Here is a 13,977-nt window from a genome sequence, read left to right on the forward strand (position 1 = left end):
GAGACATCTGCTCAGGGGGTGGCTCGCCATGGCGACGCTCGGACTTCTCGCCGAAGATCTGGCGCTGAAACCAGGCCAGCTGCTGCTCGAGCTGGGCGATGCGCGCGAGCAATTCCGCGCGCTCGGCAGCCCACTCCGGCGGGGCGTCGACGATGTCACAAGCCTCTGATGTCATGAGGGAATTCTACCAGATTGCGGTTCTCTTTTCACCTTCTCGTGCATAGCGCAGACGCCGTCGCGCCGGCTCGATGCCCTCCAACAGCAGCCGCAAACCGGTGACATCGAGCTCCTGATCCTGGCGCCGGCGCCAATCACTGATGAAGCGTCCGCGCTCCAGGCGCTTGCACCACAGACAGAAGCCGCTGCGGTCCCAGTAGAGGACCTTCAGATAATCACCGCGGCGGTTGACGAAGACGAACAGATGCCCCGACAGCGGATCCTGAGCCAATGCCTGCTGGGTCAGGGCGATCAGACCGGTGAAGGACTTGCGCATGTCGACCGGGCGGCCGTGGAGAAAGACCCGCACGCGACCTTCGGGGAAGAACATTACCCACGCCTCAGACGCAGTACGACACCGGAGCCCAGGTCGAGCTCGAGGTCCCAGGATGCGGCGCCCGTCTTCGCCGGCCTCGACAGCTCGCCAAGATCGAGAAACTCAGGGGGCGGCCCATGCGGCTCGGGCACGCTCGGGGCCATGCCGCGCAGGCGCTTGCGCCAAAGATAGAAGCTGGTGGTGCTGATGCCTTCGGCCGCGCAGAAGGCGGCGGTGCTCAAAGCACTGCGCTCGGCGCGGGAGATGACGGCTTGCCAGTCGGCGCGGCTGCGTCGCACGCGGGGGGTCGTGGCCATGGTGGTCTCCTGTCGTGATCGATGACAGCAGCCATTGTCCGCATCTCGCGCGGGCGGAGAAGAACGCCAGCCCCTTACCGGTTACCGTAATGTGTCCACATGCGGACGATCTTGGTGACCGGTGTGTCGAGTAAGGCAACACACGGCAAATAGGAGACCATGGCGACGTTGGGTTACGGCGCGCATCCAGCGCGTCACCAAGACCGCGAGGCCCGAGATGGCGCGCCTAACCCAACCTACGTGGCAGAGAGCCCGTCTGGGGAGAAGAGGCTCGCGCAGAGGGACAAATAGAAGAGGCTCGCGCAGAGGCGCAGAGGCGCAGAGGCGCAAAGTGAAGAACGGGCATTGGTCAATGCCGCCGGTGCGATTCTCTTCTCCTCTTCTCCTTCTCTGCGTCTTTGCGTCTCTGCGCGAGATATCTTTCTCACGTAGATCAGCGACGGCATCGGAATGATGTGCTCAATGCCGGTTTTTGCCTATCCCTGATCGCGACTCGGCCAATAGCCGTCGTCGATGAGCTGATCCAGCGAATAGGCAGGCTTGACGGGAAATCGGTCGGGGTCGAGGCCGGTTTCCCGGATGGCCAAATCTCGCCCATCGTCCCAAGCCGATTCCAGAACCTCGATCAAGATCGTTGGTTTCTTCAGGCCAGGATTCTTGCGCAGATAGCGCTGTACTTGACGGCGCTGCGTTGCGACGGAGTTGCGCCAACTCTTCTCATTGGTTGGCGTCCGCTCTGTTTGTACCTGAAGCTTCAGCAAATGGGCGACGATGATCGCCAGTCGCGAGGCGAGGGCGCGTTGCTCGGATCTCCCCATGTCTTCGATCTCGTCGGCCAAGTGAGCTAGGTCGAGCGTCTCGAACCGTCTGGCGCGCAACGCGTCAGCCTGCTCTTGGGTCCAGGTGAAGAAATCCTGATCGTAGTGCGTCGCCACCGTTGTCCACCTCGATTTGGCGGGCAGTCATGCATTGGCAGAAGCGTCCTGCTCAGGTGGCAGGCCGCTGGCCTGGGAAGATGCTCAAAAGAACCGGTGACCCCTCGTGAGGATCTTCACCTTGAGCGGTTCGTCGGTCAGCCGGTCCCAGTGTAGCAGGTCGATCTTGAAGACGATCGACAGCGCGTCGATGGCGCCCCAGAGTTGGCTGAAGCGCTGGCTGGACATGGTCGGCGCGACGATCGCGAGATCGATGTCCGAGCCGTCCGAGAAGGTCCCATCGGCGCGCGAGCCGAAGATGAGGACGCGCTCGATCTCGGGGTAGCCGGCGAAGACCCCGCTCAGGTCCTCGCGGATCCGCCGGGACAGGCCGAATCTCAGGTCGTCGCCCGCCACTGCCCGGCCTCCTCGGCGAGCTCGCGCAGCAAGTCCAGCGCCCGCGAGGCGATGAAGGTGTAGACCTCGTCGGCGAGGTGCTCATCGTAGGTGCGGTTGGTGAGATGGCGGTAGCGCTGGATCTCGGTCTAGCCGTTGCCGTCGCGGATGAGGCCGGCCTGCAAGGATTCTTGCATCGCGCGCCGCGGTGTCAGGGCCTCGATGCCTTCGACCTGGAGACGCAGCTCGAGCATCTTCCAGGCGAGCTCATAGCAGAACTCGAATCGCTGGATGACCGAGTCGCGCAGGAACTCGTCGAACGGTTGTTCCAAGGCGCGCTCGAGCTGCCGCAGCGCCGTCAGATAGTCGTCGATACGCTCCGGCAGGCGCGCGTCGCTCATGCCGCCCGTTGGTCGATGTAGGCGAGGGCCTTGGCGATGCGCCGCAGCGTCGCGTCCTTGCCGACCAGGTGCAAGGTCAGGTCGATGCAGGGCGAGGCGGCGCGCCCGACGATGGCGACCCGCAGCGGTTGGGCGACCTTGCCGAGGTTGACGCCGAGCTCTTCGGCGACGCGCTCGACGGCATGATGCAGCCCCTCGGGCGTCCAGTCCTCGTAGGCCATGAGCTCGAAGGCGGCGCGCAGCCGGTCCAGCCCCTCGCGGGCGACGGGTCGCAGGTGCTTCTTCGCCGCCGCCTCGTCGTAGTCGTCGAAGTCGCGGTAGCAGAAGGCGCTGATCTCGGCGAGCTCGACGAGGGTCTTGGCGCGCGCCGCCTGGGCCTCGACGACGGCGGTCAGGTCCGGCCCTTCGCTCGGGTCGATACCGATGCGGCCCATGTGCGGGCGCAAGAGCTGGGCGATGCGCCTGGGGTCGCCGTGCTGGATGTAGTGCTGGTTGAGCCAGGCGAGCTTGTCGGTGTTGAAGCTGGAGGCGGCGCGGTTGACCTCGGTGATGTCGAACAGCTCGATCATCTCCTGGAGCGAGAAGATCTCCTGGTCGCCGTGCGACCAGCCGAGTCGCACCAGGTAGTTGAGCAGGGCCTCGGGCAGGTAGCCGGCCTCGCGGTAGGCGATGACGCTGACGGCACCATGGCGCTTGGAGAGGCGCGCGCCGTCGTCGCCGAGGATCATGGGCACGTGGGCATAGCTCGGCGGCTCGTGGCCGAGCGCGCGCAGGATGTTGATCTGGCGCGGCGTGTTGTTGAGGTGATCGTCGCCGCGGATGACGTGGGTGATGCCCATGTCGGCGTCGTCGACGACGACGGTCAGGTTGTAGGTCGGCGAACCGTCGGAGCGGCGGATGATCAGGTCGTCGAGCTCGGCGTTGCCGAAGGGCACGCGGCCGCGGATCAGGTCGTTGACGACCACGACCCCGTCGGTCGGATTGCGGAAGCGGATCACGTGCGGCGCGCCCGGGTCGACCTCGCGATGGCGACAGTGGCCGTCGTAGCGCGGCTTGAGGCGCTGGGCCATCTGGCGGTCACGCAGCTCGTCGAGCCGCTCCTTCGGGCAGTCGCAGCGGTAAGCGAGGCCCTTCTCCAGCAGTTCGTCGATGATGGCGTTGTAGCGATCGAAGCGCTCGGTCTGGTAGAAGGGGCCCTCGTCGTAGTCGAGGCCGAGCCAGGTCATCCCCTCGAGGATCGCGTTGACCGACTCGGCGGTCGAGCGTTCGAGGTCCGTGTCCTCGATACGCAGCACGAACTGGCCGCCGTGCTTGCGGGCATGGAGGTAACTGAAGAGCGCCGTGCGGGCCCCGCCGACGTGCAGGTAGCCGGTGGGGGATGGGGCGAAGCGGGTGCGGACTGTCATTGGGGATCCTTCGGGCATGCTCGGTTCGATACGCGGGGCGCGCCGCCCGTGAGACAGGGGGGCTCGATTGCTCAGCGTGCCTTGCCCCGCTTCGGGCCTCGTCGCGACCCGACCGTCGCGCGGCCGGTGTCGGCTGGTGCGAGGGATTCTAGCAAAAGCGCCGCGCGGCCGGGCAGGCGGCGCGTGGGCAGGGGGCCGGATCGCGTCGGGTCGGACCGCGCACTGCGGCGGTCAGGCCTGTTTCTGGGCGGTCGCGTGCAGGGGCCGGCGTATCGGGCGATGGCCTAGTGCCTCGCTGCGGAAATACCGAGGCCGCTTTCATGTTGCCCTAGGATGCGAGCACCGTAGGAGCCCCCTTGCGGGCGACGACGACGCGCTCATGGCGGCCAAGGAAGGGTTCAGAAACAAACGACACCAGTGCGAAGACGACAAGAAACTACGAAATACACGAAAGTCGCGAAAAAACGGCAGATTCTTGTGTGTAAGCTCGGCCCTGTCGCGTGTTTCGCGTGCTTCGTAGTTCCCAGAAGATCGACCGGCTGTTCTTGAATCGTTACTCAGATCGCCCGCAAGCGGGCTCCTACCACGCGCCACGCGGGGGGTGCGGCAGCGACGCGCGGTCTCGGGAATTCCGCAGTCTTGCACTCGTGATGGCCATCAGGATTACGTCTGGCCGGTCGTGGTAAGCGCGGCTGTGGATGACGACTGCCGGACGCCGCTTGGTGGTTTGCAGGTTGGTGAAGGGAAAGCTCACCAGCACCAGGTCGCCGAAGCTATAGCTCGTCATAGACAGCGTCTTCGTCGTTGTCCCAGACCTCAGCAAATGCCGACTCGGCGGCTTGCGCGTAGTCTCGGCGCAGGCGCCGATCCTGATCGCGCTCGCGCAGAAAGTCGATAAAGTCCTCGACCTCGGCCAGCCGCTCGGGCGCGAGCCGTTCGAGTTTTTCCCGGACCTGTTCCAGTTGCGGGGTCATGTAGCTGTCTCCTTCGAGCGGTCATGCGGTCGGTCTGGCGGGCACTGGCGTCGCGAAACGGGCTGTCGACCACCTACAGGATGTGCTCCAGGCCGTTGGATTCCAACGCGATGTCTGGCCATGGCGATCACGAGACTGTGGGTGCGGCTTCAGCCGCACGAAGGCCAGGGTCCTGGGGGAGCTGGGATGCGGCTGAAGCCGCACCCACACCGCCTACGGTCGCCCTTTCGGTCGGCGCGCGGTCCGGTCGGGGCGGGGCGAGGTCTGTTCGTGCCGCCTCGCCGGCGCGTCGTCTGGGCGAGCCGGGCGGTGGCTCGCGCCGGTCGGGGGGCGGCGCCGCGGGCGGCGAATCGGTGCCATTCCGGCGAGGGCGAGGAGGTCGTCGAGTTCGGACTCGGTCAGCGCCCGCCAGTGGCCTGCAAAGAGCCTCGGGCCGAGGGCGACGTTGCCGTAGCGCACCCGGATCAGGCGGCTGACCTGGCAGCCGACGGCCTCCCAGAGGCGACGGACCTCGCGATTGCGGCCCTCGCGCAGGACGACGTGGTACCAGCGGTTGGCACCTTCGCCGCCGGCCGCGGAGATGGCGTCGAAGCGCGCTGGGCCGTCGTCGAGGGCGACGCCCTCGGTCAGCTGGGCGAGGGCCTGTGGGGCGACTGCGCCGAGGATGCGCACCGCGTATTCGCGCTCGATCTCGCGCGAGGGGTGCATCAGCCGGTTGGCGAGCTCGCCATCGGTCGTGAAGAGGATCAGGCCGGAGGTGTTGAGGTCGAGGCGCCCGACGGCGATCCAGCGGCCGTATCGGGGGCGCGGCAGGCGGCGGAAGACGGTCGGGCGATCCTCCGGGTCGTGGCGGGTGACGACCTCGCCCTCGGGCTTGTTGTAGGCGATGACTTGAGGGCCGCCGGCGGCTGCCTTGACCTGCTGGCGACTGGGGGCGATCTCCTGGCCGTCGACGCGGATGCGATCGGCGCGGGTGACGCGCTCGCCGAGCTTGGCCGGGCGGCCGTTGACCCGCACCCGGCCCTCGGCGATCCAGCCATCGATCGTGCGGCGCGAGCCCAGGCCGAGCTCGGCGAGGTATTTCTGCAGCCGCACGGGCTCGGCCGGTGCGGTGGGCGCGGCGCGGCGGGTGCGGGTGGTGTGTCCCGGGCGACGGCCGGGGGGCGGGGGCTTGCTCATGTCGGGATGGCTTCGCGATAGGGGAGGCGGGGAGTTCGCCTGCGGGGAGACGAGGATAGTGGCTGTCCAGCGGTCCGTCCAGACGCGAAGCGAAAATGCGATCCTCGCTTCGCTTCATATTCAGTCGTTTACCGTGACACATGCGGCCGCCCGTCGGGTTACGGCGCGCACCGCCCGTGCCTGCTCATCGAAGGCCGAGTTGGCGCGCCTAACCCGACCTACAGCCGTGCCGATGTCGCCGGGGCCGTAGGTCGGGTTAGCCCCGCGGGGCGTAACCCGACGGCTGGCAACGCGGTGCTCGGCGAGGCCGGTGTCGGGTTACGGCGCGCGCGGGCTGTTGGTTCTCAGCGACCGCCGTGCCGGCGCACCTAACCCGACCTACGGGGGCTTCATTTTCAGCCGCTCGTCGGGTTACGGCGCGCACCGCCCGTGCCTGCTCATCGGAGGCCGTGCCGGCGCGCCTCACCCGACCTACAGCCGTGCCGATGTCGCCGGGGCCGTAGGTCGGGTTAGCCCCGCGGGGCGTAACCCGACGGCCGACAACGCGGTGCTCGGCGAGGCCGGTGTCGGGTTACGGCACGCACAGCCCGTGCCTGCTCATCGAAGGCCGTGCCGGCGCGCCTAACCCGACCACGGCGACTGGAAACTGGGGGCGCAGGGGGGTGCCCGACGTCACTCGCGCAGATAGCGTTGGAAGGCCGCCGTGCTGACGACGCGGAAGCCCGCGTCCTCGCGGACGATGAAATAGGCCGGGATCTGCTCGGCCTCGGCCAGGGCCGGCCCCCGCGCCTCGCCCATGACCATCAGGGCCGTGGCGAGCCCGTCGGCGCGCGTCGCATCGGCGTCGATCACGGTGACCGAGGCCAGGCTGTGGGCGATCGGCCGGCCGGTCTTCGGGTCGATCTCGTGGGAGTAGCGCTGGCCGCCTTCCTCGAAGAAGTTGCGGTAGTCGCCCGAGGTCGAGAGGGCGCCATCGCTGATCTCGATGATCCGGTGGACCGAACGCTGCCCGGGCGTCGGCTCCTCGATCGCGATCGCCCAGGGGGCACCCTTGGCGTTGTGGCCGCGCACGCGGATCGCCCCGGCGATCGCGACCATGTAGTCGGTGACGCCGCGGGCCTCGAGCGCGCTGGCGACGCGCGCCGCGCCTTGGCCCTCGCCGAGGGCCGAGAGGTCGATGTAGATGTCGCCGCGCGCCTTGCGGATCGCCGGCGGCTCGGCGCGCAGCGCGAGCTTGTCGTAGCCGACCCGCTCCAGCGCGGCCGCGATCGCCGCGGCGTCCGGGACCGTCCCGTCGCGGTGCTCGGGGCCGAAGCCCCAGAGGTTGACGAGCGGGCCGACCGTGATGTCGAAGGCGCCGCCGCTCAGCTCGCTGATGCGTTGGCCCTCCGCGACGACGTCGAGCAGCTCGGCGGACACCGGCACCCAGTCGGTCGTCGGATCGGCGTTCAGGCGCGAGAGCTCGGAGGTCGGGTCGTAGGTCGAGATCTCGGCGATGACCTGGTCGAGGACGGTCGTGACCGTCTCCCGCAGCGTCTCGGTCGTCAGCTCGGCGGGCGGACGGGCGACCTTCACCGAATAGAAGGTCCCCATCGTCGGCCCGGTGACCTCCAGCAAGGGGTCGAGCGGGTCGCCGCAGCCGGCGAGGCCGAGCGCGGCGACGAGCATCAGTGCGGTCCAGCCCGGCGTCGGCCGCAACGGGCCGAGACGGGGGCGGGTGGCGCGCCCGCAGGCGGTGGTGTGGCGCATCATCGCCGCTGGTCCGGGTGCCCGATCCGTCAGGCCGCGACGATGACGTCGTCGAGCGGCCGGCGCAGACTGAAGGGGGCCTTCGGACCGTGGCCGAAGCGCAGCATCAGCATGGAGCGCTCGCCCTTGAGCTGAAGCCATTCCTCGAACTGCGACTGGAGCGCCTTGGTCTTGATCGGTTGGTTGATGAAGGCGGTGCGGATATCGAGCGCGGTCGCCTGAAGCGCGAAGCGCTGGCAGGCGCGGCCGACATCGACCCAGGTCGCCTTGTCCTGCTCGCCGGCGACGAACACCGCGATCCCGGCCGAGCTGCGGATCTGCTTGGCGTCGCGGGTGGATTGGCTCTCCGGATCGAAGATCTGCTTGGTCATCAGCCGCGCCGGCAGGCCGGGCAGCGGCACGAGGCGGCCGGTCGCGCGCGCCGAACGGCCGTCGCCGCGGCGCAGCGCCTCCCCGTGGTTGAAGCGCATCCAGGCGGCGAGTTCGCGGCGAAAGGCGCGGTCGGTGAGCTGGAGTGCGTTGCCTTGCGTGACGAACTCGGCAACGGCCTCCTTCGCGGCGTCGGTGACGAGGATCAGCGTCTGGGAGCGGCCCCCGCGCCCGATCCCGGTCAGCTTGGCGAGTTCGGCGCGCCCGAGGGGGTGGCCGTCGTAGACCTTGCGCACGCAGCGGCGAGCGGGGATCGCCGCATACAGGTCACCGGCCTTGGCCCAGGCGGAGCGTTCCAGGTTCACGACGACGCCGTCGACGGCGGCCGAATAGCTCGCCTCGGCGTCGTAGCCTTGGGCGGCGGCGGCCTGCACCAGGTTCTCGACCGCGCAACCGAGGCTGTGGAAGAGTTGGCTGTCGTCGGTGTCGATGACGGGCATCCGCCGCGTGTAATCGGGCAGGACCGTGATGCGGTCGCGCTCGATGCGAAACTTCCAGGGCTGGGAGTTGTGGCTGGAGGCGGCGAGGGTCGCCAGGTGCACGAGCCTTCTCGTGTCGAGCGTGCCCGGGGGCGGCTCGGGGCCGAGTTCGCGGATCTTGCGGGCCGCCGCGTCATAGTCTTTTGCCGATGCCATCTTGTGGATTCGTCTCGTGCCAGGAGGTGGGACGTCAGGGGGGTTTAGGCGATTTCTGTCAACAAACCTACCGTCTGGCTTGTCTTTTCGCCCGTCTTCTGTGTCGCGGGCGCACTCACAGAGCTGGGCTATGCTCCTGCGCTCGCTCCTTGAAGACAAGCGAAAGTCCGGCGTCATCCGGTCGGTTTGTTTCCGGCAATCGCCTTAGCGGTGGAATGATGTGCTCGAAAGGCGAAGGAGGCCGCTCGAGACGGGGCAAAACCAAAGAAACACGCAAAGGACCCGTCAACCGGCCCCCTTCGCGTATATCGGGTAGTGCGTGGCCCTCATCGAACGGCTCGCATCATCCAAGGGTCGCGCCCGGATCCCTCGTCTGGGCGTCGCGCGCCATCGCCGCATTCTAACCTAGGAGCGTCTCGAAAATATCAGCGGGGCCACTCGCCGCGTGCGGGGAGATGCCGCATCCACCCGACCGAGGGGCCGCGCAAACGACAGGTGCATTCGTCGGGGTGGCGGACCGCAGCGGCGGTCGGGTCGATGCGAAACAGGCAGCCGCCTGCCGGGCTACGGCCTCCGCGCGCGGGCCCGTCCCTTCTCGGCGACCGCCGGGCCGGCACGCCTAACCCGACCGACGGGCCGTGCCGATGGTCGCCGGGGCCGTAGGTCGGGTGAGCCCCGCGGGGCGTAACCCGACGGCCGGTGACGCGGTCCCGACGGAGACCGCTGTCGGGTTACGGCGCGTGCTGGCCTATTCATTCTCAGCGACCGCCGTGCCGGGCTCGCCTAACCCGATCGACGGGCCCGTGCCGATGGTTGCCGGGGCCGGACCGTCAGGCGGCGCTGTAGGCCTCCGAGAGCACGCCGATCTCGATCAGCTTCGGGAGCAGGACCTGCTCTTCGCGATCGATGCGCTGGGAGATCATGTCGAAGACCTCGTTGGTCTCTTCTAGGAACTCCTCGGTGAACTGGAAATCGCAGTCCTTCAGCCAGCGCTTGTAGTAGTCGTCGAAGCCCTTGCGCAACGGCTTCTCCCCGCTGATGAAGCCCCAGGCGATCGACTTGACCCTCGGGTCCTCGTGGATCAGCAGGTTCGGGTAGAGGCGCTTGTCCTCTTCGGCCAGGTGCCCCTTCATCTTCTCGCCGAGATCGCAGAGCAGTTCATAGGCGGTCTTCGCATTGGGTCGGATCTTCAGCTGGTCCCTGGTCATGATCGCGCGCAGGTCGTCGATCATCTGGCGTAGTTCCGAGTGACTCTGGCGATAGCCGTCGAGCGTTTGCATAAATCCATCCTCTTCGTCTATTTCGTTGTCTGGACGATGCCGGCCGCGGCCGAAGGCCACGCCGCGCCCGGTCGTCCGCTCGATCTCCCCCGTTGCAGGGTCGACAGATCGCGGGCGCCGGGTCCGTGGGATATTATTTACGGAAACGGGACGAGGAGTCAAAAAGCCTTTAAGAATATTAGCTTGTAGACAAGTACCCGGGCCGCGCGGCGCGCCCCGTCGTCAGATGTCGACGTCGGCGACGGCGTAGATGCCACGGGCGTTGCGGAAGTAGTGCCTGTAATCGAGGCCGTAGCCATAGAGGTAGCGGTTCGGCAGGTGTACGCCGACGAAATCGGCGCGGCAGGGCACGGCGCGCGGGCGCTCCTTCTCGACGAGTACCAGGCTGCGCACGCTCAGGGCGCCGTCGGCCTCGCAGGCCTCGCGCAGCGCATGCAGCGTGATCCCCTCGTCGAGGATGTCGTCGACGATCAGGACGTGCTGGCCGCGCACCGCCTCGCTCGGGCGGTGGCGCCACTCGAGCTCGCCGCCGCTGGTGGCGCCAAGGTAGCGGGTGAGGTGTGCGTACTCCAGGCGCAGTGGAAAGTCCAGGCGTGGCAGCAGTTGGCCGGCGGCGATGATCCCACCGGTCATGATGCAGAGGACGACTGGGTCCTTGTCGTGCAGGGCCTCGGTCACCTCGCCGGCGAGGCGGTCGAGGATCCGGTCCATCTCCTCGCCGGTGACCAGGCACTCGGCCCGTCCGGCGACGGCGGCGTAATCAGCGTCGGTCAGTTTCATGTTGCTTCCCATGGCTTGTCGGGTCTTCGAGGTCCAACGACGGCAGGCCGTAGGGTTCGAGCTCGGCGAGGCTGTGCAAGGCCTCCTGCCGGCGCGGGTCCAGGTGCAGGGCCGTGCCGTCGAGCGCCCGGCGGCCATGCATCCGCAACAGGCGCAGGCAGATGGTCGGATCCTCATGGGGGCCGCGGCCCTCGATCACCTCGAGCGCCGCGGCGCGGTCGTTGCAGATCAGGATCATGTCGCAGCCGGCCGCGAGGGCCAGGTCGGCGCGTCCGCGGTGATCGCCGACGTCGGCTGCCCCCTGCATCGAGAGGTCGTCGCTGAATATCACACCCTGGAAGCCGAGCTCGCGGCGCAGCAGGGTCTGGAGCCAGAAGGACGAGAAGCCGGCCGGTTGCGGATCGATCCGCGGAAAGACGACATGGGCCGGCATGATGGCCTCGAGGCCGTGGTCGATCAGGCGCGCGAACGGCGCCAGGTCGGCGCGGCGCAGCACCTCGAGCGGTCGGTCGTCGCGGGGCAGCTCGGCGTGCGAATCGGCCGCGACGCCGCCGTGGCCGGGAAAGTGCTTGCCAACGGCGGCCATGCCGGCCGCGTGCACGCCGCGCATCCAGGCCACGGCCAGTTCGGTGACGGCCGCCTGCGAGTCGCCGAAGGCGCGGTCGCCGATGACCTGGCTGAGACCGCGGTCCAGATCGAGGACCGGGGCGAAGCTGAAGTCCACGCCGACGGCGCGCAGCTCCGCGGCCATCAGCCAGCCGAGCCGCTCGGCGGCGCGCAGGCCGCGCGCCGGGTGGTCGCGGTAGAGGGCGCCGATCCGCCCGGCCGGCGGCAGTCGCGTGAAGCCCTCGCGGAAACGCTGCACCCGCCCGCCTTCCTGGTCGACGCCGATCAGCAGGTGCGGTTCGCGCACCGCGTGGATCGCGCGCGTGAGCGCCCTGACCTGGTCCGGGTCGACGAAGTTGCGGCTGAACAGGATGACCCCGCCGACGGCCGGATGGCCGAGCAGCTCGCGATCCTCTGGACCGAGCTCTGGACCGGCGAGGTCGAGCATCACGGGGCCGAGGGTCAACGTCGATCTCCTCGCCGATCGGTCGGGATCGCGCCGAGCGCGGCGGGGTTCATCGATGGGGTCAACTCAGGCGGCTCCGCGCTGGGTGAGGGCTGGCGTTTTGTAGCACAGGTCGCCCGGGCTTGTCAGGCGCGGCATCGAGGACAGCACGACGGCTCCATTGGGTCAGCGCGGGCATGCGGACGCGGCCGATCGGCGGGCGATCCCGTCGGCTATCCGATCGGCGCCTCGTCGGCGGCCGGGGACGGGGGGTGGGCGTTGGCGGGATCATCGACCCGATCCGCCTCCTTGCCGCGCCCGTCCATCAGTTGGTATTTCTGGACGCGGTAGCGTAGCGTCTCGCGGGTGGTGCCCAGGGCGCGGGCGGCGGCCGTGACATTGTAGCCGGTGCGTTCCAGCGCGGTGCGGATGATGTAGCTGTCCATCTCGTCGAGGGCCATGCTGCCGTCGAGCGGGATGATGAGGCGATCGCCGTCGACGTCCGGACCGCGGCGTGCCCGGCCGGTCCCGTGGCCGAGCTGCATCCATTCGACCGGGAAGACCTCCCCGTCGGCGAGCAACACGGCGCGCTCGACGACGTTGCGCAGCTCGCGGACGTTGCCGGGCCAGTCGTAGTCGCGCATCGCCCGATAGGCCTCGGCCGGTACGCGGCGCACGCGGCGCCCGCTGCGGGCGTTGTACTCGTCGATCAGGGCCGTGACCAGCTCCTCGAGGTCGTCGAGTCGATCGCGCAGCGGCGGCAGCTCGAGGCGGAAGACGCTCAGGCGGTGGAAGAGATCGCTGCGGAAGCGGCCGTCGCGCACTCGCTCATCGAGGCTGTGGTTGCTCGCGGCGATGATCTGGACGTCGATGTCGATGGTCTTCTCGGCGCCGAGGCGGCGCAGGCGGCGGTCCTCGAGCACCGTGAGGAGCTTGGTCTGGAGCTCCAGGTCCATCTCGGCGATCTCGTCGAGGAACAGGGTGCCCTCGTGGGCCTGCTCCATGTAGCCGCGGTGGCGCCCCTTGGCGCCGGTGAAGGCGCCGGCCTCGTGGCCGAAGAGCTGCGACTCGAGGAGCTCGCGCGGCAGGGCGGCGCAGTTGACCTCGACCATCGGGCCGTCGGCGCGCGGCCCGGAGTGGTGGAGGATCCGAGCGACCAGGCCCTTGCCGGTGCCGGTCTCGCCGCCGATGATCAGGGCGCTGAACGGCACCTGGGCGAGCTTGGCGATCATCTGGCGGGTCCGTTCGGTGATCGCACTCCTGCCGATGTAGGACTGGGGCGTGTAGCGGCGGCTGCCGTCGGCGCCCTGGAAGCGCAGGCGCCGTTGGGCGAGTCCGCTGCGCCGAGCGCCGGCGACGACCAGTTCGAGGCGGGCAATCGGACAGGGCTTCTCGATGAAGTCGTAGGCCCCGAGCCGCAACGCCCGCACCGAATCGGGCACGCTGCCATAGCCCGTGAACAGGATCCACTCGCCGGGCGCCTTCGCGGCCCGCGCCTCCTCCAGCAGGTCGAGCGCGTTGCCGTCGGGCAGGCTCATGTCGGCGATGATCACGAGGGGGTCGTGCTTGTCCTCCAGCACGGCCTTGCGCGCCTCGGCGAGCCGGGTCGCGAGGTCCACGTCCCAACCGCGGCCAGCGAAATGGCGCTTGAGTTCGCGACCGAAGGCCGCGTCGTCCTCGATGATCAGTAACGAATTGGCCATTCAGCCTCACTCGGTTTGTGCGTCGCGCGCGACCGGCCGCGGTGCGACCGCTAGCGCCGGCTGGCGGTGCCAGCGCACGCGCCGGTCTCCCGTCGCGCCGCGACACCTCGACGGGCAGGATAGCGGATTGGGGTGCGCCACCGCGAGGGGCCCGCGGATGACCGCGCGGCACACGCGGTCCGGTTAGCCCCGCGCGCCCAACCCCGCCCCCTCGCACGGCGCCGCGGCCCG

General features: G+C 68.6%; 16 protein-coding genes. All 16 read right to left on the reverse strand.

The window, feature by feature from the left end; all coding sequences use genetic code 11:
• A partial coding sequence (locus tag CKO41_RS16335; RefSeq protein WP_476718492.1) for an IS66 family transposase occupies positions 1-175 on the reverse strand: 175 nt, incomplete at its 3' end.
• A 9-nt stretch (positions 176-184) separates the two neighbouring features.
• A complete protein-coding gene (tnpB, locus tag CKO41_RS16340; protein WP_200383060.1) occupies positions 185-547 on the reverse strand; it encodes an IS66 family insertion sequence element accessory protein TnpB in 363 nt (120 codons plus the stop codon).
• Positions 547-849 carry an IS66 family insertion sequence element accessory protein TnpA gene (gene tnpA / locus CKO41_RS16345; RefSeq protein ID WP_200383061.1) on the reverse strand — a complete coding sequence of 101 codons (303 nt, stop codon included), beginning with the start codon at positions 847-849 and terminating at the stop codon, positions 547-549. Before tnpA ends, tnpB begins: the two co-directional genes overlap by 1 nt.
• Before the next feature lie 476 nt (positions 850-1,325).
• A complete protein-coding gene (locus CKO41_RS16350) occupies positions 1,326-1,784 on the reverse strand; it encodes a DUF29 family protein (protein WP_200383062.1) in 459 nt (152 codons plus the stop codon).
• Between the two features lie 84 nt (positions 1,785-1,868).
• Positions 1,869-2,180 (reverse strand): nucleotidyltransferase domain-containing protein, encoded by a 312-nt coding sequence (locus CKO41_RS16355; RefSeq protein WP_200383063.1) that lies wholly within the window; start codon positions 2,178-2,180, stop codon positions 1,869-1,871.
• A 128-nt stretch (positions 2,181-2,308) separates the two neighbouring features.
• Positions 2,309-2,560, reverse strand: a complete 252-nt coding sequence (locus CKO41_RS16360) for an HI0074 family nucleotidyltransferase substrate-binding subunit (RefSeq protein ID WP_200254935.1) — start codon at positions 2,558-2,560, stop codon at positions 2,309-2,311.
• Positions 2,557-3,966, reverse strand: a complete 1,410-nt coding sequence (gene gltX / locus CKO41_RS16365) for a glutamate--tRNA ligase (protein WP_200383064.1) — start codon at positions 3,964-3,966, stop codon at positions 2,557-2,559. Before gltX ends, CKO41_RS16360 begins: the two co-directional genes overlap by 4 nt.
• A 580-nt stretch (positions 3,967-4,546) precedes the next feature.
• Positions 4,547-4,753: a type II toxin-antitoxin system PemK/MazF family toxin gene (locus tag CKO41_RS16370; RefSeq protein WP_200383065.1), complete on the reverse strand. Its 207-nt coding sequence runs from the start codon at positions 4,751-4,753 to the stop codon at positions 4,547-4,549.
• Positions 4,740-4,940 carry a hypothetical protein gene (locus CKO41_RS16375; protein ID WP_200383066.1) on the reverse strand — a complete coding sequence of 67 codons (201 nt, stop codon included), beginning with the start codon at positions 4,938-4,940 and terminating at the stop codon, positions 4,740-4,742. Before CKO41_RS16375 ends, CKO41_RS16370 begins: the two co-directional genes overlap by 14 nt.
• A gap of 213 nt (positions 4,941-5,153) precedes the next feature.
• The gene (rluB, locus tag CKO41_RS16380) at positions 5,154-6,119 is read right to left on the reverse strand and encodes a 23S rRNA pseudouridine(2605) synthase RluB (protein WP_200383067.1); all 966 of its coding nucleotides are present in this window, start codon (positions 6,117-6,119) and stop codon (positions 5,154-5,156) included.
• 672 nt (positions 6,120-6,791) lie between these two features.
• Positions 6,792-7,787, reverse strand: a complete 996-nt coding sequence (locus tag CKO41_RS16385; RefSeq protein ID WP_242464392.1) for an FAD:protein FMN transferase — start codon at positions 7,785-7,787, stop codon at positions 6,792-6,794.
• A 110-nt stretch (positions 7,788-7,897) separates the two neighbouring features.
• A complete protein-coding gene (locus tag CKO41_RS16390; RefSeq protein WP_200254306.1) occupies positions 7,898-8,932 on the reverse strand; it encodes an Acg family FMN-binding oxidoreductase in 1,035 nt (344 codons plus the stop codon).
• An 830-nt stretch (positions 8,933-9,762) separates the two neighbouring features.
• Positions 9,763-10,212 carry a hemerythrin domain-containing protein gene (locus CKO41_RS16395; RefSeq protein WP_200254308.1) on the reverse strand — a complete coding sequence of 150 codons (450 nt, stop codon included), beginning with the start codon at positions 10,210-10,212 and terminating at the stop codon, positions 9,763-9,765.
• 222 nt (positions 10,213-10,434) lie between these two features.
• Entirely contained in the window at positions 10,435-10,992 is a 558-nt protein-coding gene (locus CKO41_RS16400; protein WP_200254310.1) for a hypoxanthine-guanine phosphoribosyltransferase, read from the reverse strand.
• The gene (gene nagZ / locus CKO41_RS16405) at positions 10,973-12,064 is read right to left on the reverse strand and encodes a beta-N-acetylhexosaminidase (protein WP_200254312.1); all 1,092 of its coding nucleotides are present in this window, start codon (positions 12,062-12,064) and stop codon (positions 10,973-10,975) included. The genes CKO41_RS16400 and nagZ overlap by 20 nt, the downstream gene beginning before the upstream one ends.
• Before the next feature lie 212 nt (positions 12,065-12,276).
• Positions 12,277-13,746 carry a sigma-54-dependent transcriptional regulator gene (locus CKO41_RS16410; protein WP_242464389.1) on the reverse strand — a complete coding sequence of 490 codons (1,470 nt, stop codon included), beginning with the start codon at positions 13,744-13,746 and terminating at the stop codon, positions 12,277-12,279.
• Positions 13,747-13,977: the final 231 nt, after the last annotated feature.

The organism is Thiococcus pfennigii (assembly GCF_016583835.1).
Lineage (GTDB): Bacteria > Pseudomonadota > Gammaproteobacteria > Chromatiales > Chromatiaceae > Thiococcus > Thiococcus pfennigii.